Here is a 26,272-nt window from a genome sequence, read left to right as displayed (position 1 = left end):
AGGTAAGAAACAAATTCTCAGACGTTTTACCTCATCAACAGCCTAGGTACATATCAGAATTAGCGCACTTATGCTACAACTTAGATCAAGATTCTTGCTGGCAGTTACATTTGCTTTGTTACTATTTACAATGCCAGCAGATGCCCAGAAGAAGCACACGTTTGAAATAAAAGACGGGCAGTTTTTTTACAATGGCAAAGCAACGCAGATCCACTCCGGCGAGATGCACTATGCCCGTATTCCGAAGGAATATTGGCGCCATCGCCTGAAGATGATGAAGGCTATGGGACTCAATACTGTAGCCACCTATGTGTTCTGGAACTATCATAATACAGCCCCTGGTGTGTGGGACTTCAAGACCGGAAACAAAAACTTAGCGGAGTATATCAAAACAGCTCAAGAGGAAGGCCTTTTCGTTATTCTTCGTCCAGGGCCTTATGCCTGTGCTGAGTGGGACTTTGGAGGCTACCCGTGGTGGTTGCAGAAGAACAAGGAACTGGTAATCCGTGCCAATAACCAGCCTTTTCTGGACTCTTGTAAGGTGTACATCAACAAACTTGCTGAGCAGGTAAAAGACCTGCAGGTAAGTAAAGGAGGTCCAATTATCATGACACAGGTGGAGAATGAGTTTGGGTCCTATGTGTCGCAACGAGAGGATATTCCACTGGAAGAGCACCGGAAGTATAATGCCGCTATCAAAAAGATGCTGGTAGAGGCAGGTTTCGAAGGCCCATTCTTTACCTCAGACGGTACTTGGCTGTTTGAGGGAGGGGCTATAGCAGGAGCTTTGCCAACAGCTAACGGGGAAGGCAACATAACTAACCTTAAGAAAGCCGTAGATAGCTACAACGGAGGCAAAGGGCCTTACATGGTGGCTGAATTTTACCCTGGCTGGCTGGACCATTGGGCTGAGCCCTTCACCCGGATCGGGGCCGATCAGATAGAAAAGCAGACAGAAACATACCTGAAAAACAACGTCCATTTTAACTTCTACATGGTACATGGCGGTACCAATTTTGGGTTTACATCCGGGGCCAACTATAATGAGGAGCATGATATCCAGCCGGATATTACCAGCTACGACTACGATGCACCTATAAGCGAGGCCGGTTGGGCAACTCCAAAGTATATGGCCATCCGGGAGCTGATGAAAAAGCATGTGAAGTATAGAATTCCGGAAGTGCCGGAGCAGGTGCCGGTGATCACTATTCCCGCCATTCAGTTAGGCAAAGCAGTAGATTTGTTCGATCTTAAAAAGGATATAAAACCCGTCACTAACGATACTCCTCTCTCCTTCGAAGACCTGAACCAAGGTTACGGCTATGTGCTGTACAGCAAGCGCTTTAACCAGCCGGTACAAGGAAAGCTGCAGGTAAAAGGCCTCCGCGACTTTGCCACTGTTTATGTGAACGGCAGGAAGGTAGGCGAGCTCAACCGCCAGGAAAATAAATACGAGATGGATATCCAGATTCCGTTCAATGGCACGCTGGAGCTCCTGGTGGAGAACATGGGGCGTATCAATTACGGGGCAGAGATTGTGCATAACACAAAAGGCATCATCTCTCCTGTAATGATCAATGACTTTGAAATAACTGGTAGCTGGAGCATGTATAAGCTGCCCTTCGACAAAGTGCCAGACCTGGCCAAGTATACAGCGAAGTATAAAGAAGGGAAGCCAACACTATACTCAGGCTCATTTGACCTGAAGCAAACAGGGGATGTGTTTCTGGATATGCGTGGGTGGGGCAAAGGGATTGTGTTTGTAAACGGGCACAACTTAGGCCGCTACTGGAAAGTTGGTCCGCAGCAAACGCTTTACCTACCTGGTTGCTGGCTCAGAAAAGGCAAAAATGAGGTAGTAGTGCTGGAGCAGCTCAATGAGGTACAGCAAAAAGAGCTCAAGACCACAGATAAGCCTATACTGGAGGAGCTGCTGTAAGCTACCGTCTCAGTCTCAATGCCTGAAATGGAAGAAAGAACAGGAGACAAGTTGAGAAGATAATACGAATCTGAAGAGGTAGTTGCTCTGCAGAACTTTTATAATAACAGAACATGATCAAGTATTTTATTATTGGGTTAAGCCTGATTTGTGCCACTTCAGCTTTTGCGCAAAAGGAAAAACCCCTTTACAAAAACAGCAAAGCGCCTACAGAAGACCGGGTAAAAGACTTACTGGGGCGCATGACATTGGAAGAGAAAGTGGGGCAGTTGTCTAAGCTGCTAGGATGGGAGATGTATGAAAAGCAGGGCAAGAAAGTAACAGCCAGTGAAGCATTTAAGAAAGCGGTTGATGAGCGGCATATCGGTTTGCTTTGGGCAACCCTTCGGGCGGACCCTTGGACGAAAAAGACACTGACGACAGGTTTGAATCCTGCCCTAGCCGCTGAGGCTACCAATGCGCTTCAAAAGTATGTGGTGGAGAATACCAGGTTAGGTATACCCTTGCTATTGGCGGAGGAATGCCCGCACGGACACATGGCAATAGGAACCACCGTTTTCCCTACCTCCATTGGACAAGGCAGCACCTGGAACCCTGCCCTGGTACAACGCATGGCATCGGCCATTGCCACAGAGGCTCGTGCGCAAGGGGCGCATATAGGATATGGACCAGTATTAGACCTGGCGCGGGAGCCGCGTTGGTCGAGGGTAGAGGAAACATATGGCGAGGACCCTGTGCTCAACAGCCAAATGGGGGTAGCCATGGTGAAGGGCTTTCAGGGGGATAACCTGAAGAGCGGCGCCAACATCATATCTACTCTGAAACATTTCACAGCCTATGGTGTGCCGGAGGGTGGCCATAATGGTGGCAGCATCAGCACAGGTTACCGTGAGCTGCATCAGAGTTACCTGCCTCCTTTCCGTGCTGCTGTTAAGGCTGGTGCTCTCTCTGTGATGACTGCTTACAATTCTATTGATGGCGTACCCTGTTCCTCGAATGAGTACCTGTTAACAGACCTGCTTCGGAATGAATGGGGCTTCAATGGTTTTACCGTTTCTGACCTGGGTAGTATCTCAGGCCTGGTAGGTAGCCATCATGTGGCTGCTACACCAGCCGATGCTGCTGCATTAGCCATTAATGCAGGTCTGGATGCCGATTTAAGTGGCTATGGGTATGATAAAAATTTACTGGAGGCAGTAAAAGCTGGTTTGGTATCTACAGATGTACTCGACAGGGCCGTGAGCCGGGTGCTGCGCCTGAAGTTTGAGATGGGCTTGTTTGAAAACCCTTATGTAGATCCTAAAAAGGCAGCAAAAGTTGTGAAAAATGATGCCCATGTGCAGCTGGCACGCCAGGTAGCGAAAGAGTCGATTGTGCTGCTGAAGAATGAGAAGGATTTGCTTCCGCTGAATAAAAGCCTGAAGAGCATTGCCGTTATAGGGCCCAATGCAGATAACATCTATAACCAACTTGGCGATTACACAGCGCCTCAGCCAGAAAGTAACATTGTAACAGTGCTGGAAGGCATCAAAGCAAAGGTCTCTGGAAAGACAAAAGTTACCTATGTAAAAGGGAGCGCCATTCGTGATACCACTACTGCCAACATAGCTGAGGCCGTAGAGGCAGCCCGCAAGGCTGAGGTTGCAGTTGTAGTGCTCGGTGGCTCTAGTGCACGTGACTTCAAAACGGAATACCAGAGCACAGGTGCTGCCACAGTATCAGCTAACGAAGGAGGGCAGGAGATAAGCGATATGGAAAGCGGTGAGGGCTTCGACCGTGCTACGCTTGATCTGCTTGGTAAGCAAATGGAGTTACTGCAGGAAGTGGTTAAAACAGGAACACCTGTGGTAGTTGTGCTGATCAAAGGCCGTCCGCTTAACCTGAACTGGATGTCGGAAAATGTGCCTGCCATACTGGATGCCTGGTACCCGGGCCAGGAAGGTGGTAATGCCGTTGCGGATGTGCTGTTCGGTGATTATAACCCTGCCGGACGCTTGCCTATCTCAGTGCCTAAGCACGTGGGGCAGTTGCCTGTATATTATAACGCTAAACGACCTGCAAAGCACGATTATGTGGAAACAGATGCTCAACCTCTCTACAGCTTTGGTTATGGCTTAAGCTATTCAAAGTTTGCGTACAGCAACCTACAGGTGAGCCCGTCGGAGAATCAGGGAGATGTTCAGGTGAAGGTGCAGCTGCAGATAAAGAATACTAGTTCCCGTGATGGTGATGAAGTGGTGCAGCTATACCTGCGCGACAAGGTGAGCGCTACGGTTACACCAGCAAAACAGCTGAAGAAATTCCAGCGAGTCCATTTGAAAGCGGGTGAGCAGAAAACAGTGGCATTTGAGCTTAATGCAGAAGACATGATGCTGCTGGACACCAAAATGCAATGGATAGTCGAGCCTGGAGATTTTGATGTGATGGTGGGCGCATCATCTGATGATATCAGATTAGAAGAGAAGTTCAAAATCAACAAAGCCGTTCAGCCCCTGTCTTTGAAAACATCAAAATAAGAAGTACTGATCTTGCAGCAGGTAACTCCTCTTGCTTGTGAACTGCGGTGAACGAAGTATAAGTAGCCAGCAGAACCCTATAGCAAGAGCAGAGGGAAAACTATTTGGTAGGCTTTTAAAAGGAGCTTGCCTGGGCTTAGTATAAATGGATTACTATATTTATAGATCATACCCTGATCTACAGATTTAAAAGCATATGCCTACAAGAAGAGATTTTGTTAAGACCGGTGCCATTGCGACAGCCGGTATTGCCGCTACTGGCTTTTCGTTTATGTCCTTTGCTCAGAAAGAAAAGTTTGCGAGCCAGCGCCCGGCTATATCGGAGCGCAACTTTACCAGCAAAGCGGTAGAAAAAAAGATTAAGGAGGTAAAGAAAGACATTGCCGACAAAGAACTGGCCTGGATTTTCGAGAACTGCCTGCCTAGCACGCTTGATACCACTGTTGCCTACCAGGAAAAAAATGGCCGTCCAGATACCTATGTAATCACTGGCGATATAGATGCTATGTGGTTGCGCGATAGCTCCGCGCAGGTGTGGCCATACCTGGCGCTGATGGACAAGGATAAGCCGCTGCAGCGCTTAGTGGCGGGTGTAGTTAACAGGCAGACGAGTTACATCATCAAAGATCCTTATGCCAACGCTTTCTATGATGACCCTACAAAGGAAGGGGAATGGGCAAAAGACCTTACACAAATGCAGCCCGGCATACACGAGCGCAAGTGGGAAATAGATTCGCTCTGCTACGCAATCAGGTTGGGGTATCACTACTGGAAGGTTTCCGGCGATACGGACCCTTTCAATGCAGACTGGGAGAAAGCCATGAGGCTGGTGGTGAAAACATTTAAAGAGCAGCAGCGCAAGGATGGTTTAGGACCTTATAAGTTTCAGCGCGTAACTGGTTGGCAAACAGATACAGTAGCTGGCTCTGGATATGGTAACCCGGTTAAACCGGTAGGGCTTATCTGCTCCACCTTCCGCCCATCCGATGATGCTACCATCTTCCTGTTCCTGGTTCCTTCAAACTTCTTTGCTGTTACTTCGCTCCGCCAACTGGCCGAGATGAGCCAGCAGATCAAAAAGAATAAAACTTTTGCTGCCGAGTGTACTGCCCTGGCCGATGAGGTAGAAAAGGCATTGCAAGAGTATGCCGTAGCCGAACATCTAAACTACGGCAAAATCAATCCATTTGAGGTAGACGGTTTTGGTAACAAGCTATTTATGGATGATGCCAATATTCCAAGCTTGTTGTCTTTGCCATACCTGGATTGCTGCCCGGTAGATGATCCTATTTATCAAAACACCCGCAGCTTTGTGTTGAGCCAGGACAACCCATGGTTCTTTAAGGGCTCAGCCGCGCAAGGTATAGGCGGTCCTCATACTGGTCGTGATCTGATCTGGCCTATGAGTATCATTATGCAGGCTATGACGAGCCAGTCTGACGAAGAAATCAAAGAGTGCCTGCATATGCTTAAAAATACGCATGGCGGCACAGGTTTCATGCACGAATCTTTCCATAAGGATGACCCGACCAACTTCACCAGGAAATGGTTTGCTTGGGTAAACACTTTGTTTGGAGAACTTATCCTCAAGCTCCACGCTGAGCGTCCGCACCTGCTAAAAGCACAAGTATAATTTTATTGATGGCCTGCTTCTTCTCTGTAAAGTCAGGATGAAGCAGGCCCTTCTAACGTCCATCTGTTCACATAATCACCAAGTACACTCCAATCATTCATAATGAGTACAAGACGTAAATTCATAAAAATATCTGCCCTAAGCGCGACCTTTTTAAGCGGAGGGTTTCAGTTCGCAAGTGCCTTTGGTGGATCTCTGAAAACGGCAAAGGACAATAAGCCTGTTGTAATCTCCACTTGGGACCACGGCATTGCTGCCAACGAGGCGGCCTGGAAAGTACTTTCTAACAAAGGTACTGCCTTGGATGCGGTAGAGGCTGGTGTTAGAGTGCCGGAGGGAGATCCCAATGTGCGCACTGTAGGTTACGGTGGCTACCCCGACAGAGAGGGTAAAGTAACATTGGATGCCTGTATCATGGACAAGGACAGTAACTGTGGTGCTGTTGCCTTTTTACAGCATATCAAGCACCCGATATCGGTAGCCCGTAAGGTAATGGAAGACACGCCGCATGTGATGCTGGTTGGGGATGGAGCCTTGAAATTTGCTTTATCAAAAGGCTTCAAGAAAGAAAACCTGCTTACGCCTGCCTCAGAGAAAGATTGGAAGAACTGGCTTAAAGAGTCAAAGTATAAACCAGTCATCAACATCGAAAACCACGATACTATCGGCATGCTGGCGCTGGACGCTAACGGAGATCTGGCCGGTGCCTGCACAACAAGCGGTGCTTCCTACAAGATGCACGGTCGTGTGGGTGATTCTCCTATTATCGGGGCAGGTTTGTTTGTAGACAACGAAGTTGGTGCTGCCACTGCCACTGGTCTGGGCGAAGCTGTTATCCGCATGGTGGGTAGCCACCTGGTAGTAGAGCTCATGCGCCAGGGTAACTCTCCTGAAGATGCTTGTCGCCTGGCTGTAGAGCGTATTATTTCAAAGCAGAAAGATGTAAAAGATTTGCAGGTAGGTTTTATTGCATTGAACAAAAACGGGGAATATGGCGGCTATTGCATCCATAAGGGCTTTAACTATGCCGTGCAGGATAAGTCGGGTACAAATCTGATAGATGGAAAGAGCAAGTTTTAAGTTTGAGCCAGCGCTTGAAATCTGTATAGACTCTGTAGCCTCTGCTATCGCTGCCGAACAGGGAGGAGCACAACGGGTGGAGTTGTGCGATTACCTGGCTGGCGGCGGCACCACGCCAAGTGCTGGCATGATTGAGGTAGTCCGCAAAAGTATAAGTATAGGACTGCACGTACTTATTCGCCCACGCAGGGGAGACTTTCTATATTCCGATGCTGAGTTTGAGGTAATGATCCGGGACGTTGAGAGGTGCCGTGAGTTGGGTGTGGATGGTGTGGTGATGGGTATGCTGACTAAGTATGGAGGTATAGATACAGCCAGAACGGAGGAGCTGATAGCGCATGCGGGAACGATGAGCATAACCTTTCACAGAGCTTTTGACCTGTGTGCTGACCCTATCAAGGCTCTGGATGATCTTATGCAGATAGGAGTACACCGTTTGCTTACTTCTGGCCAGCAGGAAACAGCATTGCAGGGGGCAGAGCTGATCCGGAAGTTAAACGAAAGAGCTGCAGGTAAATTGATCATCATGCCTGGTGGTGGTGTTACCCCTGCCAATGTGCAGGAGCTGGTTGCCAAAACCGGAGTTAGTGAGGTGCACGCCTCAGTGCGTAAGTCAGTGGAGAGCGACATGATTTTCCGTAAAGATTATCCTCCTATGTCTAGCACCAGAGTTCTTTCTGAGTTTGAGCAGCTTCTGGCAGATGAGTCGCAGGTGAGGGCAATGCTGGAAGAATTAACAAATGAATATTCTTAAGAATCAGACTTCCGGGAGGCACAGGCTGGAGCAAGCGCTTAGCCTGTGGCTACTTCCAATGCTAAACATCAAGGCTGTCATCAGTAAAAAGAATTGAAGAGTGCTACCTCATCAGGAGGTAATTTCTAACAAACATGATAACAATGCTTAAATCCTACCTCTACGCTATACTTGTTGCCATTGTATTTCTAGCGACACCAGCTTTGTCACATGCTCAGTCAGCTGACCAGAAATATGCCCTGGTCCCTTATCCAAGTTCTCTGAAACCGCAGGAGGGAAGCTTCTTGATCGATCAGAAAACAAGGATTGTACTACCTAAAGAGAGCGGCCTTTTCAAAAATGAGGCGGAGCAGCTACAGTATCTTCTTTCCGGCAGCCTGGGTAAGCCTCTGAAGCAGGCAAAGAAAGGTGCTGCCAATACTATACTTTTGAAGTATGATGCAAACATTGATGCTGCTGAAGGATACCACCTGAGCATAACACCAAAGCAGGTAATATTAGCTGCAAAGGAGCCTGCCGGGATGTTCCGGGCGGTGCAAACGCTACGGCAGTTATTGCCTGCAAGTATAGAACAAAGCACTGCTCAGTCACAGCTTGTACTCCCAGCCGTACAGATTCAGGATGAGCCGACCTATAGCTGGCGTGGCATGCACCTGGATGTATCGCGACACTTCTTCACGACAGATTATCTAAAGAAGTTCATCGATCTACTGGCGCTTTACAAGTTTAACAAGCTTCACCTGCACCTGACCGATGACCAGGGCTGGCGTATCGAAATAAAAAAGTACCCGAAGCTGACCGAAGAGGGGGCATGGCGTACCTTCAACAACCACGATTCTGTAGCGATAGCCAAATCAAAAGAAAATCCTGATTTTGCGCTGGATGAGCGACACATTGTGCAGAGAAACGGGCAAACTATGTACGGCGGTTTTTATACGCAGGAAGAGATGCGGGACATCATCGCCTATGCCTCTGCTCGCCATGTAGAGATTATCCCGGAGATAGATATGCCAGGGCACATGAAGGCTGCAATCGATGCTTACCCGTTTCTTACTTGTGGAGAGGCTGGCTGGGGTAAAACCTTCTCTGTACCTATCTGCCCTTGTAACGAGAGTACCTATGAGTTTGCTGAGAATGTGTTCAGCGAGATTATTGATTTGTTCCCGAGCCAATACATACACCTGGGCGCTGATGAGGTGGAAAAGACAACCTGGGCCAACTCTACCGGCTGCCAGGAGCTGATGAAGCGTGAAGGGCTGAAGGATGTGGAAGAGTTGCAAAGTTATTTTATTCACCGGATGCAAGATTTCTTCCAGTCTAAGGGCAAGAAGCTGATCGGGTGGGATGAAATGCTGGATGGCGGTATCAATTCAAATGCAACCGTAATGTTCTGGCGCAGCTGGGTGCCTGATGCACCTTTAAAAGCAGCCAGAAATGGTAATCAGGTGATCATGACTCCCAACGCTACACTTTACTTTGATGCGCTGCCAGATAAGAACTCGATTTACAATGTTTACCATTTAGACGTGGTACCAGAGGGACTGAGTGCCAAAGAGGCCAAGGCCATACTTGGGGCGCAGGCCAACATCTGGACCGAGTATATCCCTTCTGAGAACAGAGCCGAATACATGTACATGCCCCGCATGACAGCGTTGGCCGAGGTAGTGTGGTCAAAGCAGCGTAACTATGAATCCTACCTGCAGCGCCTGAAGAGCCACTACAAACGCCTCGACGCACTGGGTGTGCACTATCGTCTGCCTGACCTGGAAGGCTTTGTGGATATCAACGTTTTCACAGATAAAACCACATTGGACCCTCTGAAACCGCTGGACAATCTTATTATCCGTTACACGACAGACGGCAGCCAACCGGATGTGTCTTCTTCAGTGCTAGACAAGCCGCTCACTATCACAGAGCCGATTACTGTTAAATTAGCTGCCTTCACAAAGGAGGGTCTGAAAGGCGAAACCTATACGCTCTTGTACAAAAGGCAGGAGTACGCCAAGCCTGTGGAATCTTCAGTTACGAAACCTGGCCTGCAAAGCATCTATTACAAAGAATACTTCAAGAGTACAGCTGGTATGGCAAAGGCTAAGCCAACTGGTAGTACAGTGGTAGAAAGTGTGCAAGTGCCGCAGGAGGCAGAAGCGCCAAGCTTTGGTGTACAGTTCAGAGGTTTTCTAGATGTTCCGGAAACAGGTATTTACAGTTTCTTTTTTATCTGTGATGATGGTGGTGTATTGCGCATTGCTGACCGCTTGGTGGTAGATAACGACGGACTTCACTCAGCCATTGAGAAGAGCGGGCAGGTAGCCCTTGCAAAAGGATTGCAGCCAATCGAGCTGGATTTTATAGAAGGTGGCGGTGGTTATACGCTAAAACTTATGTATAGCAAAGACGGCAGGCAGCCACAGGAAGTGCCAGCTAGTTGGCTGAAGCATGAGCAGGCAGTACCATAGCAGTTACTAAAAATCTGGAGGTTGAATTTTCCTGCTTGAAAGGCGCAAATTCTCAGTTTATAAGTTCATGGCTAGCCTCAATATAGAGGTGAAAGCTATATAAATCATCCTGTTAACAAGCTGCCTTTTCCGGTTCAAAGGAGATGTAGGGCAGCTGTGATATCTGATCATGATCCGTTTTTGTACAGCCCTATGCTTAGCTTACCTTTTGTCGGTTAATGCGCACGCAATTAACATACAAGGTGACGGGCCAACCTATCCTCGCCAGAAAGGCAGCAGTCAGTCGGACCCCTTTGCAGGGTTGGAGCACCTGTTTTCGGAACCGAAACATTACGTAACCTATTTCGCAGAGCAGGCTCCAGACATAGACGGGAATCTTGATGAAGAGGTCTGGCAGCAGGCGCTTTGGACAGACCTGTTTGTTGATATTGAAGGCGATAAGAAACCAAAGCCTGCTTATCCTACGCAAGTAAAAATGGCTTGGGACAATGAGTACCTCTACATAGCTGCCGAACTGAAAGAGCCGCACGTGTGGGCTACGCTTACCAATCACGATGAGGTGATCTTCTTCGACAACGACTTTGAGGTGTTTATCGACCCGGATAATGATACGCACCAGTACTTTGAGGTAGAGGTAAACGCACTCAACACAATTTTTGACCTGTTCTTGACAAAGCCCTATCGCAACAACAGCGGCGCTCTGATAGCCTGGGATCTGCATGGGCTTAAGTCGGCTGTGCAGGTGCAAGGTACGCTAAACAACCCTGGCGATACCGATAAGGGTTGGACAGTGGAAATGGCTATTCCTTTCAGGTCTGTGACTGTTGGTAATAATGCTTTGGTGCCAGATGAGGGAACCTTGTGGCGAATCAACTTCTCGAGGGTGCAGTGGGATGTGGATATTGTGGACGGCAAGTACGTGAAGCGCAAAGGCGCAGACGGAAAACCGTTGCCGGAGCACAACTGGGTGTGGTCTCCGCAGGGTGTGATCAACATGCACTACCCGGAGAGGTGGGGCTATTTATACTTTAGCCGCAAACCAACCTCCGAGTCAACAGTTACGTTTGCCATGCCCTACGCTGAAAAGCAGAAGCAGTACTTGTGGCTGATTTACTATCGGCAGAAGGAGCACTTTAACAAGTATGGCAAGTACAGCAAATCGCTAAAGGAGCTGGGGTTAAAAGGCAGCAAAGTAACGGTAGAAGGGCAGGAAAACCAGCTGAGTTTGGAGGCAGGCACACTGCAATTTCTGGCGGCTATACAGGGGCCGGATGGCAAAGTATGGAGCATCAACGAAAATGGTTTTGTACACACAATAAAAGGCTTAAAATGAAATCAAGAAGAACCTTTCTTAAGGCTGGTGCCTTGGCTGGTCTGGCAGCAAGCATTCCAGCGCCTGCGTTTGCTGATCTTGCAGTACCAGCAGCAAAAAAGAAACAGCTTAAGCATTGGGTATGGATAAGACCGAACGTAGCCGACAAAGAAGCTGACCTGCAGCAGCAGTATAAGCGCTTCTACGAGGCAGGTATCCGTGGGATCTTCTTCGAAGCCGACAGTGAGAAACACTACAGAACCGCCAAGGCCAATAAGCTGGAGGCGCACCGTTGGATGTGGACCATGAACCGGGGAGAACAGGAGCTCCTGCAAAAGCACCCTGAGTGGTATGCCCAAAACCGTAAGGGCGAGTCATGCGCCGATAAGCCGCCCTATGTAAATTATTACCGCTGGCTCTGTCCGTCTCGCGACGAAGTAAAGCAGTATTTGGCCGATGATGTGCGCAACATCCTAAGCAAAGACTACATCGACGGCATCCACCTGGACTATGTGCGCTTTTGCGATGTAATACTACCCGTAAACCTTTGGGAGAACTATAACATAGAGCAAACCAAAGAGCTGCCGGAGTATGACTACTGTTACTGTGAAGTTTGCCGCTCTAAGTTCAGAGCCTGGCGAGGTAAAGACATTAAGGAACTGGAGTACCCGGAGGCCAGCCTATCGTGGCGACTGTATCGTTATCATGCGGTAAACAACATCGTAAACCATTTGGCGGAGGTGGCCAAAGAGAAGAGGAAGCCTATCACTGCCGCTGTTTTCCCTACCCCGGAAGTTGCGCGCCGTATTGTGCGGCAGGACTGGACCAACTGGAACCTTAACAGTGTCTGCCCTATGATCTACCACGGCTTTTATAAGGAGAATGTAGAGTGGATTGGTGATGCCGTAGCGGAGGGTATACACTTTCTGAACGGCAAATTCCCGCTTTATGCAGGCCTGTTTCTGCCTGACTTTAAAAGCAACGAGGAATTGCAGCAAGGTATGGAGTATGCCCTACAAAACGGAGCTGGAGGCATATCCTTGTTCGGAGAGGTGACTGACAAGGTGCTGATTGCTTTAAAACGGGCTTCAGCTACTGTGTAGCGTTAGATACAGATTGAACATTACGATAACCATAGGGTATGATGAACAAACATTTTATGGCGCTTATTTCCTTCCTTTTCCTTGCCTATAGCTCACAGGCTCAGTCAGGCTGGACAAAGGTAAAGGAGGAGCTTGTCTTTAATAATGCGCCCTTCAAGCAATGCCATGCCTCCACAATGGTGGAGATCTCAGGGGGAAGGCTTTTAGTGTCCTGTTTTGGAGGTTCAGCTGAAAGTAATCCAGATGTAGACATATGGCTAAGTACGATAGATGATAATGGTGTGTCAGAACCTGTAAATGTGGCTAACGGCATCATCAATGACTCGCTGCGATACCCAACCTGGAATCCTGTTTTGTTTCAGGAAAAGGAGGGCAAAGTATTTCTGTTCTACAAGGTTGGCCCTAATCCCAGAGAGTGGTGGGGAATGGTGAAAACCTCGGATGATGAGGGTATGACATGGTCAGAAGCCCAAAAGCTACCCGATGGTATACTTGGCCCGATAAAAAATAAGCCTGTACAACTAGCAGACGGTACTATTTTATCTCCCTCAAGTGTGGAAGAAAGCACAGAGCGCTGGAAAGTACACATAGAAAAGTCCAGCGATGGAGGTCAGACCTGGCAGTATATTCCTGTTGACACAAATTCAGAGTTTGATGTTATACAGCCTAGTATTTTATTTTACCCCAAAAACCGCCTGCAGATTCTGTGCAGAAGCAAGCAGGGGAATGTTATTCAGGCCTGGTCATCAGATGGAGGGAATAGTTGGGGGAAGCTTACCAAAACAAAGTTATTGAATCCCAATTCTGGTACTGATGCGGTTACATTAAAAGACGGTACTCAGTTGATCGTCTACAACCCGGATGTTCCCGGACAGGACTGGTTTAACGGGCGCAGCAAACTACATGTGGCAGTCTCTACTAATGGAAAAAAATGGAGAGATGTAGCTGTGCTGGAGAATGGTGATAAAGAAGAATTCAGCTACCCGGCTGTCTTGCAAACAAGAGATGGCCTTGTGCACATTACGTATACCTATGACAGGAAAAATATAAAGCATGTTGTCTTGCAGCAATAATAAGATTCCTCCATGCTGTCATAACTGCAGTTTATATCAAGAGAGTATATCGTTGCACCCTCAACACAGTCTCTGTATAAAATAGCTGCGGTAGGTAAGACGATAAGGTGGAAAACCGGAAACAAAAAAGCTCCCTGACAGTAGGTCAGGGAGCTTTTTTGTTATTTCAAAGTATGTTTAGTGCATTGGCTCTGAGCGTGGTCTGTCTTCTTTGGCTACACCCCATGTTGGGCTAGGGGTATTGCCCATCTTGAAAACAAGCTTACCACCCTTAATCAAATCTTTGTGCAGGATGTATGATTTAGTATAAGGCTCACCATTAAGTGTAATACTCTGGATATACCTGTTCTCGGAGCTGTTACCTTGAGCTTCTACTTCTAGCACATTTCCGTTTGGCAGGGAAAGTGTAGCTTGCTTTACAGCAGGGCTTCCAAAAACATAGGCGCCATTAGCAGGGTTCTGTGGGTAGAAGCCAAGTGTAGAGAAAATATACCAGGCTGACATCTGACCAACATCTTCGTTGCCGATCAATCCATCTGGTTTATCAGTGTACATGTTTTTTACGATGAAGCGCACTTTGTCTGCCGTTTTCCAAGGCTGTCCGGCGTAAGCATACATGTATGAGATGTGGTGGCTTGGCTCGTTGCCGTGCGCGTACTGGCCAATTAAGCCTGTGATGTCATTTGAGGCCTCCTCGCCCATGTCACCTTTCACCGTAAACAGAGAGTCCAGTTTCTGCACGAAGGCTTCTTCGCCTCCCATCAGGCTGATCAGTCCTTCTACATCTTGCGGCACCAGCCAAGTATACTGCCAGGAGTTGCCTTCTGCATAATCATCCTTACGGTGCGCAGATTTAAACGGATCAAAAGGTGTGCGCCATTCGGTTTTAGACACTCTTCCACGCATAAAGTGGGTTTGCTTGTCGAAGTAGTTCTCATAGTATTTGGCACGCTTGCTGAAGTACTGGTAGTCTTCCTCCTTGCCCAGCTTCTTGGCCACCTGTGCAATGCCCCAATCGGCAATGGCGTACTCTAGACCCTTGGCTACACTCTCTACTTCCTCTTCGGCAGGAATAAAGCCCAACTCTTTAACATAGTTCAGACCAAACTCATTACCCATAGCAGTCGCTTTCATGGCCTCAAAAGCCAATTCATGATCAAAGCCGTCAAACCCTTTCAGAACGGCATCAGCTACCACCGTTACGCCGCTGTAGCCAGGCATGGTGTTGGTCTCGTTACCCATCAGGTGCCACACAGGTAGTTTACCCTGCTGTTGATAGATAGCTAGCATGGAGTTGATCATGTCGTTCACGCGATCAGCCTGTGTAATAGTAAAGAGCGGGTGCGCTGCACGGTAAGTGTCCCAGAGCGAGAAGGTGGTAAGGTTCGTGAAGTCAGCATTTCTATACACTTTCTTGTCTGTTCCGCGGTAGTCGCCGTTGTGGTCGTTAAAGATGGATGGCGCAATAAGTGTATGATACAGTGCAGTGTAGAAAGTACGAAGCTGTACGGAATCTAATGGTTGAATGCGTACTTTTTGTAGCTCCCGGTTCCAGGCTGCATCTGCATCGGCTACTACTTTTTCGAAGTTCCAATCTGGGACCTCTGCCTGAATGTTAGCCAAAGCATTCTCCGCACTCACCGGTGAGATACCTACCTTCAGTTTTACCTTTTCACCTTCCTGAGTTTTGAAATGCGCCACACCTTTTATCATTCTTCCTTTTGAAGCAGGAACAGGGGAGGAGGCAGCTGTATCAGCTACCTGAAAGCTTTCAAACTTATCAATCGGTTTAGAGAACACTGCAGTAAAATATACCCGTTGATCGTTGGCCCAGCCCTTGGAGAAGCGATAGCCGGCAAGGGTGCTGTCATTCAGCTGCTCAATAAACGTTTCTACAGGTGAGTCCCAACCAATGCCTTCTTTTAAGTCGATGATAATACTGGCCTCTTCAGACTTTGGGAAAGTATACTGATGGAAGCCCACACGCTCTGTAGCAGTAAGCTCTGCACCTATGCTATAACGTTTTAGCTTAACAGCATAATAACCAGGTTTCACTGTCTCATCATCATGCGAGAATAGCGAGTAATAGCCGCTTTCCGGGTTTTTTACACTTCCTTTTACCAACTGTACCTGCCCCGTAACAGGCATCACGGAGATATCACCCAGGTCGCCGATACCAGTGCCGCTCAGGTGGGTGTGGGAGAAACCAATAATGGTGGAGTCGGAGTAATGGTAGCCGGAGCACCAGTCCCATCCCTGGCTCATGTTGGTTGGCCCCAATTGTACAGCCCCGAAAGGAACGTTAGCGCCTACAAAAACGTGGCCGTGAAAACTGGATCCAATGTAAGGGTCAACATACTTGGTAAGAGAGGTTGTGGCAGGGTTGCTATCCTGCTGATTGGTTGTGGTGCAGGCAGCAGTGAAGCATGCCAGTACCGCAAGAGTTGCTTTGAGCTTAGATAAAGCTTTCAGGTGCATAAGCTTAGTGTCTTTAAATAAAGGGTAAGATTCTGATAGTGCGATTTATTATTTTCGGGACTAAAGTAAGCAGGCCCCAAACTACAAAAGTTGAGGCCTGCCCACAAGTATTAACTGTTACTCAACAATGATCTCGTCAGCAAAAAGCCAGGCTCTGTTCTTTTCCTGCTCAGTACCCGGTTTAGAATTCTTAGCAGTAACTTTAATGTAGCGGGCTTTTTTGTTTGGTACCTCCGCTGTTAGCACCTCCTTGTAAACACCAGGCTTGTCAGGAAGCTCAGTTACTACTTTCACTGTTTTATACTTTTTACCATTCTTAGAAATTGCAAACTCTACTTGGGTTGGCAGGTGTATACCACTGTTCTTGGTTTGCAGGTAAGAGCTGGTGATGCTGCTGATTGGCCTTTTCTCTTTTAAGTCTATCACAGCCTCCATGTCAGTGCCCAGGAAGCCCAGCCACTGTCCGTTAGTGAAGCTATTGCTGGCCAATTGGCCATCTACCAACGTTAATGGCCCAGCTGCTGTATACTGCTTATGAGGAGCATTTTTAAGCTCTATGGTGTGTGCAAAGGCTTTATGCAGCTTAAGTTCTTTCGAGGTCACTTTGCCTAACTGATTCCCGTTCTCATCAAAAGAAGCAGCTTTGATGGTGGCTGATTGTGACAGTTGGAATGGCGAAGTATAAGCCTGTGATGATGTTGTTGGCTCAGAACCATCCAGCGTATAGAATACTTTTGGCCCCTTGGCTGCTGTAGCCAGCGTTACAGTGGCTACGCTCTGCGTCGGGTCTACTGCGATATCCTGATTCACATTATAGGTACTGCGCGCGTAGTTCACGCCCATGTGGTCGAAGCGCTTATATTGCTGCTGCATGCGTGTCTGGAAATCATCCCAGTCTTTCTTGGCGGCTGGCGTCCAAAGAACTTCTGATAAGGCAGACATACGCGGCATGATCATATACTCCACGTGCTCAGTGGTAGGGATATACTCTGTCCACACGTTGGCTTGGGCACCAAGTATATACTTCTTTTCTTCTGCAGACAGCTCTGCCGGAGTTGGCTCAAAGGAATATACTCTCTCCAGTGTAGTTAGACCTCCAATGGCAATAGGCTCCAGACTTGGGTCTCCTTGGTAGTGGTCGAAGTATACATGAGATCCGGGCGACATTACCACGTAGTGGTGCTGCTTAGCGGCGGCTATACCTCCTTCGGTGCCTCTCCACGACATTACGTATGCATTTGGAGCCAGGCCACCTTCTAGAATTTCATCCCAGCCAATGATGGTTCTGCCTTTGGCGTTCAGGAATTTCTCCATGCGCTGTATAAAGTAGCTCTGCAGTTCGTGCTCATCTTTCAGTCCTTCGTCGGCAATGCGCTTCTGGCACTTAGGGCACTCTTTCCAACGGGTTTTAGGGGCTTCGTCTCCTCCAATGTGTACGATCTTGCTCGGGAACAGGGCCAGTACCTCAGTCATCACGTCCTCCAGGAAGGTGAAGGTCTGCTCATTGCCGGCGCAGAAGATATCGTCAAAAACGCCCCACCTTTTCTCTACAGAAAAAGGACCACCCGTGCACGAAAGCGCAGGGTATGTAGTGAGTGCCGCCACAGCATGTCCCGGCATCTCTATTTCCGGAACCACATTGATGTAACGTTCCTGCGCATACTTTACAACTTCCTTAATCTCCTCCTGCGTATAGTAACCGCCGTAGCGCTCGTTGGTGAATTTATGCGGCTTATCGTTGTTATGTCCTATTAGTGTACCGTCGCGCCAGGCGCCAACTTTTGTCAGCTCCGGGTATTTCTTGATCTCGATGCGCCAGCCTTGGTCTTCGGTCAGGTGCCAGTGGAAGGTATTCATCTTGTGCATGGCCAGGTAGTCGATGTACTGCTTCACGAACTCCACAGGGAAGAAGTGACGGGCTACATCCAGGTGCATGCCGCGCCATTCGTAACGAGGCTTGTCTGCTATACTTACCGCTGGAATAGTAACAGGTGCTGTGGTTGGTTGCGCTGGCAACAACTGGCGAATGGTCTGTGTGCCCAGGAAAACGCCGTTCGGCTGGTTGGCGGCAAGTACGATTTTGTCTGAGTTAACATCTAAAGTATAGCCCTCTGTACCCAGTGTGTCAGTTGGTGCACTAAGTGTCAGATGCAGATAGTTGCTGCTGTTTTTCTCGGGCGCTTTCTGTTCCACTGTCGGCTGCACACCAGTCATATCCTTGATGTTCCTGGCCAGGTACTCCCCGATTTGTCTAAGCTCATCGTTCTTAGGATCAACAAAAATGCGGGTTTCCTTGCCGAGAGCGAAGCTGCCGTTTTGCTGTGTTAGCTTTACGGGCTTGGGGATGATGGAAACAGCTTGCTGCTGAGAGTTGCCAGCCTGTGCAAGGGCGGGGGCTGCTGTGCTAAGCAGTAGCCCTGATGCCACAAGTGCTGAGGAGGCAAGGGCTGCAATCTTAGTTTTTAGACGCATATCATATTGTTTTATGGTGACTGAATATGTATACAGGCACTTCTTGTACCTGATTAACTCTCTTTTATACTTGCCTTCATCATATCAATGAAGCCTTACCTAGCAGTCTAAGTCCTGCAGGAACAGTGCTTGAAGACGTTCCTTCTTCTAATGTTACCCAAGCCCACGTATGACTGCAAACCTGCATTTATTTCAAAGTTGATTGCTTCGTTGCCCTTCAACCTCTGTTATTTCCTGTTAAAGAATTCTTTCTGATACAGCAGGGGCGTTTTACCCGTGATACCCTTGAAAGATTTGTGAAAGCTGGTCAAGTTGTTAAAGCCGCTTTCAAAACATATTTGCTTCATGTCGAGTCTGTTGTCCATGATCAACTTACATGCATGCCCTATCTTGATTTCTGTAAGAAATTGAGTGTACGTCTTTCTGGTCTTTGACTTGAAATAACGGCAGAAAGAGTTGGGGCTTAGGTGCGCTACCGCAGAGATTTCGTGGAGCTCTATCTTATTTTTAAAGTTGGCTAAGGAGTAATCATAGATTTTGTTGATCCGTTCCTCTTCCACTTTCTCATGGTTTTGTTTGAAGCCTATAGACGACAGGATATGTGTATCAGGGCTTTGGGAAATAAGATCAAGTGTCTCGAGGAGCAGGATAATTCTTTTGGCTCCTTCAACATGCAGGCTTTGCTCAAGCAACAGGCTCACGGCCTGGCGAGTCTTTCCTGTTATCTGCATTCCCAGCCGGGCCTTTTCCAGAGTACTCTTGATAAGCTTGTTTTCAGGTAAGCTGAGAAAGGTACTGCCCCAAAACTCCTCACAAAAGTGTGCTACCCTTACATCAGCCCTCACTTTAGGATCATCTTCGAAATATGCATCGTCAAAACGCCAGTAGTGGGACAGGTTTGATCCGATAAGTAGCACGTCACCGGAGGTGAACCGCTTCACACTGTCGCCTACAAACTGCATACCTTCTCCTTTTTCGATATGGATCAGCTCTACCTCAGGGTGATAATGCCACCTGTTGTTTATGTAAGGAACCTTATCCTGCCTGATGCTGAAGGATTGCAGCGGGTTTGTCGATATTTTTAGCAGCAGTGGCTTCATACAGCTTCAAGAGTTGCTTCAGGGGAGATAGGTGGTTGCTTACACTTCAGACAATAAATATGCAACATACTGGGCTAATTAGTGCTTTTTTGGCATTGATATATCGTCTCATTTCTTGCTTATGCTAAAATAGCTTAATAATTGGGCAATCACTTGAAATTTAGCAGACTTTATTTTTCTTTCTTTGTATAAGTATCCTGCCATTCATTGATGGGGCTCTCCTTGCTGTTCCTAGACAGGTGGAGCTCTTCTTTGCTTGATCAGGACTCTATATATAAACAGCCAACCCTATAGATAATCACGGCCATGGATAAAGCCACAAGAAAAGCCTCCCTTCTTAGATCGGGCAACGTTTGGCCCTTCGTCCTAGTCACAAGTCTCTTCTTTCTGTGGGGGCTGGCCAACAACATGACCGATACCTTACTGGCTGCCTTCAAAAGAATAATGAGTATGTCTGATTTTCAGACATCCTGGATTCAGATGGCTTTTTACGGAGCGTACTTTTGCCTTGCGCTGCCTGCAGCTATACTTATAAAGAAGTACACCTACAAAACGGGCATACTTGTGGGGTTAGGGTTGTTTATACTGGGAGCATTTCTGTTTTACCCAGCCAGCCTTACACTGTCTTATGGTTATTTCCTGGTGGCGTTGTATGTGCTGGCAGGTGGTCTTTCCATATTAGAAACGGCAGCGAACCCTTATATAGTAGCCATGGGACCGGAAGAGTCTGGCACCCGGCGGTTAAACCTTGCGCAGTCATTCAATCCCATAGGCTCCATCTCAGGCGTGTTGTTGAGTAAGGTGTTTATCCTATCCCAACTAAGCCAGTTAACTGCCCAGGAACGATCCCAAATGACGCCTGCAGAACTTACCGCTGTGCAGTCAGAGGAGCTTACGGCCGTAATGGGACCTTACGTAGGGGTGGCTCTTTTCCTTGTGCTTCTCTGGGGAGTGATAGCCTTTACTAAAATGCCCAAAGCCTCAGATGCCGGATCTAAGCTCGACTTGCTCCCTACTTTCAGGAGGCTGGCCAAGACGCCGCATTACGTTTGGGCGGTGGTGGCTCAGTTCTTTTATGTGGGGGCACAAATTGGCGTGTGGTCTTTTACGATCCGCTATGTTATGCTAGAGCTACAGGTTAATGAGGACGAAGCTTCCAACTACTACATGGCTTCTCTGATACTGTTTATGGTGAGCAGGTTTGCGTTCACAGCCCTGATGAAATACATCAAACCGGCAACGCTGCTATTCTTTACTGCCGTAGCAGCCGCAGGCCTAACACTTGTAGCCATTTACGGAAGCGGCTTAATAGGAGTGTATGCTTTAATAGGTATATCTGGTTGTATGTCGTTGATGTTCCCTACTATCTATGGCCTGGGAATAAAGGGCTTGGGCGAAGACACAAAAATTGGTGGATCAGGACTGATAATGGCGATACTGGGAGGAGCCGTGCTGACATCAGTGCAAGGCTATTTTTCTGACCTGACGCAGGACATAGGCATGGCATTTTACGTGCCGATGATATGCTTTGTGGTGGTAGCCTGCTATGCGCTTGCGGCAGAAAAGCTGGGAGGCGATAGGCCAAGAGGAGGAGTTGAAGCGTTGCCGGAGGAGCCTGCCCAAATTGTTCATTCATAACTTTTACATAAGTCATAGTATGCCCAAGTTCTGTTTTGCGCTAGATTTAAAAGATGACCCCACTCTGATAGCGGAGTATGAGGAGTACCATAAAGAGGTCTGGCCAGAAATAAAGAAAAGTATACAAGAAGCTGGCGTGGAACAGATGGAAATCTACAGGTGGGAGAATCGCTTGTTTATGGTGATGGAGGTAAGTGAGGAGTTCAGCTTTGAGCAAAAAGAAAGTATGGATGCCGCTAATCCTAAGGTACAGGAGTGGGAAAACCTTATGTGGAAATACCAAAAGGCCCTGCCAGGTACTAAGGAAGGAGAAAAGTGGCAACAAATGAAGAAGATATTTGCTTTATGAAAGTAGGACTGTTTATTCCCTGTTACATCGATCAGTTTTACCCACAGGTGGCAATAGCAACTTTGCAGCTGTTAGAGAAGTTGGGTGTAGAAGTGGCGTATCCGCTACAGCAGACTTGCTGCGGCCAGCCTATGGCCAATTCTGGGTTTGCATCGCTTGCTAAAGGGTGTGATGCCTTGTTTACAAGGAACTTCTCTGGTTACGATTATATTGTTTCGCCCTCTGGTAGCTGTGTGCTGCACGTGAAGGAGCACTTATACGCAGCGGGAAATGAGGCTGCTGCCACACATATCCGCAACAACATATTTGAGCTTAGCGAGTTCCTGACCGATGTGTTACAGGTAACGGAGCTAGAGGCTCGCTTTCCTCATAAAGTAGGTTTTCATATTAGCTGCCACGGCCAGCGAGGGCTTCATCTAGCGCAGATGTCCGAGCTCGTAGCTGAAGATTTTTCAAAGCCCGGTTATCTCCTGCGTTTGGTAAAGGATATTGAATTGGTGGAGCTAAACAGGAAGGATGAATGCTGCGGCTTCGGTGGCACCTTCTGTGTGTCAGAAGAGGCTGTTTCGGTTAAGATGGGACAAGACCGTGTGGCAGATCATCAGCTGAACGGAGCCGAGTATATAACCGGTGGCGATGTGTCTTGCCTGATGCACCTGGAGGGAATTCTGCGTCGGAAGAATAGCCCGGTAAAAGTGATACACATGGCCGAGATATTAAACAGTAGCTATGAGTAACCGTAACACTACCACCCCCGACCATGCAGCAGCCTCTGCAAAGTTTCTCCTGGACCAGGAGCGTGCCAACTGGCATGATCAGGCTTTGTGGTTTATTCGGCAAAAACGCGATGTAACCGCCAGGCAAATACCAGATTGGGAGCAGCTCCGTAATGCCGCCTCCCAAATAAAGCAGAATGTGCTGGCCAACTTAGATGACTATTTAATTCAGTTTGAAAAGAAAGCACTGGAAAACGGCATAAAAGTGCATTGGGCGGCTGATGGGGCAGAGCATAACCGAATTGTTCTAGATATCATTCAAAAGCATGGCGTTCAGAAGCTGGTCAAGAGCAAATCTATGCTGACTGAGGAATGCCACTTGAACGACTTCTTAACCTCGAATGGCATAGATGTAGTAGACACAGATCTTGGGGAGCGTATTGTGCAGCTAGCTAAAGAACCGCCAAGCCACATTGTGCTGCCAAGCATCCATAAGAGAAAAGAAGAAGTAGGAGAGATCTTTCACCAGCACCTGGGTACAGAAAAAGGAGCCTCTGATCCAGCCTACCTTACAGAGTCGGCACGGCAGCACCTACGCGAGAAGTTTCTTACAGCCGATCTTGCTATAACAGGTGTGAACTTTGCCATCGCTGAAACCGGTGGATTGGTAGTATGCACTAACGAAGGCAATGCCGACATGGGCGTGCACCTGGCAAAGGTACATATTGCCTGTATGGGTATCGAAAAGATAATTCCAAAGGCAGAGCACCTCGGTGTGTTCCTGCGCTTGCTGGCCCGTAGTGCCACCGGCCAGCCTATCACTACATATTCCAGCCATTTTCACAAGCCGCGTGCTGGGCAGGAAATGCACCTCGTGTTAGTGGACAATGGGCGCAGCACCCAACTTGGGAGGCCACACTTTTACAACTCCCTAAAGTGTATCCGCTGCGGTGCCTGCATTAACACCTGCCCTGTGTACCGCAGAAGCGGAGGGCACAGCTACCATAACACAATTGCCGGGCCTATCGGAGCCATATTAGCTCCTAATGCAGATATGAGGAAGAACGCAGACCTGCCTTTTGCCTCCACTCTTTGCGGTTCCTGTACCAATGTATGCCCTGTAAAAATTGATATACACAACCAACTGTACCAGTGGCGGCAGGTGCTGGTGCAGGAGGGGCACGTGCCGAAATCAAAAGCACAGGGTATGAAGGTTATGGCGAATGTGCTCTCTAACCCGAGGCTGTATAGAGTAGCTGGAAAGTCTGGCCGCCTGATGATGCGCATGATGCCTGGACTAGCGAATAACAAGGCCTTGAACCCTTGGGCTAAGCAGCGGGAAATGCCACAGCCGCCTAAAGAGAGTTTCAGGGACTGGTACCTAAAGAACAGAAGTGAAAAATGAGCAGCCGGGAAAAAATATTATCACGAGTAAAAGCCAACAAGCCGCCTCAGGTGCCTCTTCCAGAAGCTGTAGCCTTTTTTACTCCGCCTTCAGAGCAATGGGCTGCCTTGTTTAGGCAGAGTGCTGAGGCGGCAGGAAGTATAGTAGTTGGAGTGCCGGATATGGCTGGCATAGGAGCTTATTTGAAAGACAACTTTGTTTCTCCTGAGCGAATACTGAACACAGTTGATGGTGTCGGTTTCGGTTTAGAGGTAAGGGAAGCAATTGCGGAAGGACATCACTTAGCCAATTTAGAGCTAGCGGTAGTAGAGGGGCAAATGGGCGTAGCAGAGAACGGTGCAATCTGGGTAACAGAGGAGTCTGTGCCGGCACGTGTTCTGCCCTTCATTTGTGAACATCTGGCCTTGGTAGTGCGGCAACAGGATATTGTAGGCACTATGCATGAGGCATATGACAGGCTGAACATAGCGGCCACAGGCTATGGGACCTTTATTGCGGGGCCATCCAGAACAGCCGATATAGAGCAATCGCTGGTAATAGGAGCTCATGGCCCAAAAAGAATGCACGTATTTATCCTAGACAATCAACACCCATGATAACAACCAAACAATCCTACCTGCAGATTCACCCGAAAGATAATGTACTGGTTGCCCTTCAGGATCAGGAAGCGGGTACAGGCATATACTTTAACGGACAGGAGTTTCCTTTGCGGGAGACCGTACAGGCCAAACACAAATTTACGGCGGCAGACTTTGCGCCCGGGGCGGAGGTGTATATGTATGGGGTGTTAGTGGGTAAAACCACCTGTGCCTTGCCTGCCGGTAGCCTTCTAACTACCGAAAACCTGAAACACGCAGCGCAGGATTTTGCCCAGCGGACAGGACAGTATGAGTGGCAGGCGCCGGAGGTAAGCAAATGGAAGGATCGCACCTTTATGGGCTACCACCGGGCAGATGGGCAGGTAGGAACACGCAACTATTGGTTGGTTCTGCCCCTGGTATTCTGCGAAAACAGAAACATTGAAACGCTTAAGAATGCTTTCCTGAAGGAGCTAGGCTATGCTTCACCAGACAAGTACCAGGCGCAGGTGCGAGAGCTGGCTGACTTATACCGGCAGGGCAAAGACCTGCGGGAGTATAAACCAAACAAACCCTCTGAGTCTGCTGCACAGCATCGCCTCTTTCCAAATGTAGATGGGGTTAAGTTTATTGTGCATGATGGCGGTTGCGGAGGCACCCGCGAAGATGCAGATAACCTTTGTGCGCTACTGGCTGGCTATTGCGTTAATCCTAACGTGGCTGGCATCACTGTGCTAAGCCTTGGGTGCCAGCATGCGCAGGTAGCCATACTGCAGGAAAAAATAAAGGAACGGGATCCTGATTTCTCAAAGCCACTTTTGATTTTTGAACAGCAGCAAGCTGCCTCTGAATCCCTGATGCTGTCGGAGGCGATTTTGCAGACTTTTATAGGTATAGCCGAGGCTAACCACTGCGAGAGAAAACCCGCCACGCTGGATAAATTGGTAATAGGAGTGGAGTGCGGAGGCTCTGATGGTTTCTCGGGCATCTCAGCAAACCCTGCGGTGGGCTACACAGCCGATTTAGTAGCGGCTTTAGGCGGCAAAGTGGTACTAAGTGAGTTTCCAGAGCTTTGTGGTGTAGAGCAGGAGCTGATTAACCGCTGCGTTGACGAGGAAACCGCCGACCGTTTTGTAAGATTGATGCGGGAGTATGCCGCTCGTGCAGAAGCAGTGGGTTCTGGCTTTGATATGAATCCTTCCCCGGGTAACATCCGGGACGGCCTAATAACGGATGCCATTAAGTCTGCGGGTGCAGCTAAAAAAGGAGGCACCTCTCCTGTAACCGACGTACTGGGCTATGGACAATATGTGCGTAAGCGTGGTTTAACCCTGCTTTGCACACCTGGTAATGATGTGGAAAGCACTACCGCCATGGCCGGGGCAGGCTGTAATGTGCAGCTGTTTACAACCGGCCTGGGCACCCCTACAGGTAACCCTGTCTCCCCGGTTGTGAAAGTTGCCACTAACACTTCTCTAGCTAATCGCCTGCCGGACATTATAGACCTTAACGCCGGTGCTGTTATCAGCGGTGACAAGACCATTGAAGAGCTGGGCGAGGAATACCTGGAATATATAATAGGGCTAGCCAGCGGAGAGTATGACACCAAAGCAATGGAGCTGGGACAGGATGATTTCATCTTCTGGAAAAGAGGCGTTTCCCTGTAG

Annotated in this window: 18 protein-coding genes; 15 read left to right on the top strand and 3 right to left on the bottom strand. The window is 48.3% G+C overall.

Annotation, left to right across the window (positions count from 1 at the left end; genetic code table 11):
- Nucleotides 1-70 precede the first annotated feature (70 nt).
- The 9 genes from PKOR_RS03045 (at nt 71) to PKOR_RS03005 (ending at nt 13,869) form a co-directional block, all read left to right on the top strand.
- Nucleotides 71-1,939 carry a beta-galactosidase gene (locus tag PKOR_RS03045; protein WP_046309066.1) on the top strand — a complete coding sequence of 623 codons (1,869 nt, stop codon included), beginning with the start codon at nt 71-73 and terminating at the stop codon, nt 1,937-1,939.
- Between the two features lie 113 nt (nt 1,940-2,052).
- Nucleotides 2,053-4,455, top strand: a complete 2,403-nt coding sequence (locus tag PKOR_RS03040; RefSeq protein ID WP_046309065.1) for a glycoside hydrolase family 3 N-terminal domain-containing protein — start codon at nt 2,053-2,055, stop codon at nt 4,453-4,455.
- Between the two features lie 196 nt (nt 4,456-4,651).
- Nucleotides 4,652-6,088: a glycoside hydrolase family 125 protein gene (locus tag PKOR_RS03035; protein WP_046309063.1), complete on the top strand. Its 1,437-nt coding sequence runs from the start codon at nt 4,652-4,654 to the stop codon at nt 6,086-6,088.
- A 102-nt stretch (nt 6,089-6,190) separates the two neighbouring features.
- Nucleotides 6,191-7,168 (top strand): isoaspartyl peptidase/L-asparaginase family protein, encoded by a 978-nt coding sequence (locus PKOR_RS03030; RefSeq protein ID WP_046309062.1) that lies wholly within the window; start codon nt 6,191-6,193, stop codon nt 7,166-7,168.
- Nucleotides 7,149-7,922: a copper homeostasis protein CutC gene (locus PKOR_RS03025; protein WP_046309060.1), complete on the top strand. Its 774-nt coding sequence runs from the start codon at nt 7,149-7,151 to the stop codon at nt 7,920-7,922. Before PKOR_RS03030 ends, PKOR_RS03025 begins: the two co-directional genes overlap by 20 nt.
- A gap of 134 nt (nt 7,923-8,056) precedes the next feature.
- On the top strand, nt 8,057-10,381 hold the full coding sequence (locus PKOR_RS03020) for a family 20 glycosylhydrolase (RefSeq protein WP_052738700.1): 2,325 nt from the start codon (nt 8,057-8,059) through the stop codon (nt 10,379-10,381).
- 169 nt (nt 10,382-10,550) lie between these two features.
- Entirely contained in the window at nt 10,551-11,714 is a 1,164-nt protein-coding gene (locus tag PKOR_RS03015) for a carbohydrate-binding family 9-like protein (protein WP_084694708.1), read from the top strand.
- Nucleotides 11,711-12,796: a family 10 glycosylhydrolase gene (locus tag PKOR_RS03010; protein WP_046309057.1), complete on the top strand. Its 1,086-nt coding sequence runs from the start codon at nt 11,711-11,713 to the stop codon at nt 12,794-12,796. Before PKOR_RS03015 ends, PKOR_RS03010 begins: the two co-directional genes overlap by 4 nt.
- 38 nt (nt 12,797-12,834) lie before the next feature.
- A complete protein-coding gene (locus PKOR_RS03005) occupies nt 12,835-13,869 on the top strand; it encodes a sialidase family protein (protein WP_084694707.1) in 1,035 nt (344 codons plus the stop codon).
- 177 nt (nt 13,870-14,046) lie between these two features.
- On the opposite strand, the gene PKOR_RS03000 is transcribed toward PKOR_RS03005, so the two are convergent.
- From PKOR_RS03000 to PKOR_RS02990, 3 genes are all read right to left on the bottom strand, one after another.
- Entirely contained in the window at nt 14,047-16,347 is a 2,301-nt protein-coding gene (locus PKOR_RS03000) for a GH92 family glycosyl hydrolase (protein WP_052738698.1), read from the bottom strand.
- A 117-nt stretch (nt 16,348-16,464) separates the two neighbouring features.
- Nucleotides 16,465-18,819 (bottom strand): glycoside hydrolase family 20 protein, encoded by a 2,355-nt coding sequence (locus PKOR_RS02995; RefSeq protein WP_046309055.1) that lies wholly within the window; start codon nt 18,817-18,819, stop codon nt 16,465-16,467.
- 227 nt (nt 18,820-19,046) lie between these two features.
- A complete protein-coding gene (locus PKOR_RS02990; protein WP_046309053.1) occupies nt 19,047-19,919 on the bottom strand; it encodes an AraC family transcriptional regulator in 873 nt (290 codons plus the stop codon).
- Nucleotides 19,920-20,225: 306 nt separating this feature from the next.
- Between PKOR_RS02990 and fucP the strand changes: the two genes are divergently transcribed.
- From fucP to PKOR_RS02960, 6 genes are read left to right on the top strand one after another with little or no spacing between them, the layout of a single operon-like run.
- A complete protein-coding gene (fucP, locus tag PKOR_RS02985) occupies nt 20,226-21,557 on the top strand; it encodes an L-fucose:H+ symporter permease (protein ID WP_071843107.1) in 1,332 nt (443 codons plus the stop codon).
- A 19-nt stretch (nt 21,558-21,576) separates the two neighbouring features.
- Complete coding sequence (locus tag PKOR_RS02980; RefSeq protein ID WP_046309051.1) at nt 21,577-21,906, top strand: L-rhamnose mutarotase; 330 nt, start codon at nt 21,577-21,579, stop codon at nt 21,904-21,906.
- The gene (locus PKOR_RS02975; protein ID WP_046309050.1) at nt 21,903-22,643 is read left to right on the top strand and encodes a (Fe-S)-binding protein; all 741 of its coding nucleotides are present in this window, start codon (nt 21,903-21,905) and stop codon (nt 22,641-22,643) included. Before PKOR_RS02980 ends, PKOR_RS02975 begins: the two co-directional genes overlap by 4 nt.
- Nucleotides 22,636-24,027, top strand: coding sequence for a LutB/LldF family L-lactate oxidation iron-sulfur protein (locus PKOR_RS02970; protein WP_046309049.1), 1,392 nt, complete (start codon nt 22,636-22,638; stop codon nt 24,025-24,027). The genes PKOR_RS02975 and PKOR_RS02970 overlap by 8 nt, the downstream gene beginning before the upstream one ends.
- A complete protein-coding gene (locus tag PKOR_RS02965) occupies nt 24,024-24,623 on the top strand; it encodes a LutC/YkgG family protein (protein WP_046309048.1) in 600 nt (199 codons plus the stop codon). The genes PKOR_RS02970 and PKOR_RS02965 overlap by 4 nt, the downstream gene beginning before the upstream one ends.
- Complete coding sequence (locus PKOR_RS02960; RefSeq protein ID WP_046309047.1) at nt 24,620-26,272, top strand: UxaA family hydrolase; 1,653 nt, start codon at nt 24,620-24,622, stop codon at nt 26,270-26,272. Before PKOR_RS02965 ends, PKOR_RS02960 begins: the two co-directional genes overlap by 4 nt.

This window comes from Pontibacter korlensis, from assembly GCF_000973725.1.
GTDB lineage: Bacteria > Bacteroidota > Bacteroidia > Cytophagales > Hymenobacteraceae > Pontibacter > Pontibacter korlensis.
Note: the sequence above shows the minus strand (reverse complement) of the source record. Positions and strands in the feature narration are given on the sequence as shown.

Bases quoted from the DNA above. Each gene is read 5' to 3' on its own strand.
- PKOR_RS03015 (WP_084694708.1), top strand. From the start codon at position 10,551: ATGATCCGTTTTTGTACAGCCCTATGCTTAGCTTACCTTTTGTCGGTT.
- fucP (WP_071843107.1), top strand. From the start codon at position 20,226: ATGGATAAAGCCACAAGAAAAGCCTCCCTTCTTAGATCGGGCAACGTT.
- PKOR_RS03045 (WP_046309066.1), top strand. From the start codon at position 71: ATGCTACAACTTAGATCAAGATTCTTGCTGGCAGTTACATTTGCTTTG.
- PKOR_RS02970 (WP_046309049.1), top strand. From the start codon at position 22,636: ATGAGTAACCGTAACACTACCACCCCCGACCATGCAGCAGCCTCTGCA.
- PKOR_RS02980 (WP_046309051.1), top strand. From the start codon at position 21,577: ATGCCCAAGTTCTGTTTTGCGCTAGATTTAAAAGATGACCCCACTCTG.
- PKOR_RS02995 (WP_046309055.1), bottom strand. From the start codon at position 18,819: ATGCGTCTAAAAACTAAGATTGCAGCCCTTGCCTCCTCAGCACTTGTG.
- PKOR_RS03035 (WP_046309063.1), top strand. From the start codon at position 4,652: ATGCCTACAAGAAGAGATTTTGTTAAGACCGGTGCCATTGCGACAGCC.
- PKOR_RS03040 (WP_046309065.1), top strand. From the start codon at position 2,053: ATGATCAAGTATTTTATTATTGGGTTAAGCCTGATTTGTGCCACTTCA.
- PKOR_RS03025 (WP_046309060.1), top strand. From the start codon at position 7,149: ATGGAAAGAGCAAGTTTTAAGTTTGAGCCAGCGCTTGAAATCTGTATA.
- PKOR_RS03000 (WP_052738698.1), bottom strand. From the start codon at position 16,347: ATGCACCTGAAAGCTTTATCTAAGCTCAAAGCAACTCTTGCGGTACTG.
- PKOR_RS03030 (WP_046309062.1), top strand. From the start codon at position 6,191: ATGAGTACAAGACGTAAATTCATAAAAATATCTGCCCTAAGCGCGACC.
- PKOR_RS02990 (WP_046309053.1), bottom strand. From the start codon at position 19,919: ATGAAGCCACTGCTGCTAAAAATATCGACAAACCCGCTGCAATCCTTC.
- PKOR_RS03020 (WP_052738700.1), top strand. From the start codon at position 8,057: ATGATAACAATGCTTAAATCCTACCTCTACGCTATACTTGTTGCCATT.
- PKOR_RS03010 (WP_046309057.1), top strand. From the start codon at position 11,711: ATGAAATCAAGAAGAACCTTTCTTAAGGCTGGTGCCTTGGCTGGTCTG.
- PKOR_RS02960 (WP_046309047.1), top strand. From the start codon at position 24,620: ATGATAACAACCAAACAATCCTACCTGCAGATTCACCCGAAAGATAAT.
- PKOR_RS02975 (WP_046309050.1), top strand. From the start codon at position 21,903: ATGAAAGTAGGACTGTTTATTCCCTGTTACATCGATCAGTTTTACCCA.
- PKOR_RS02965 (WP_046309048.1), top strand. From the start codon at position 24,024: ATGAGCAGCCGGGAAAAAATATTATCACGAGTAAAAGCCAACAAGCCG.
- PKOR_RS03005 (WP_084694707.1), top strand. From the start codon at position 12,835: ATGATGAACAAACATTTTATGGCGCTTATTTCCTTCCTTTTCCTTGCC.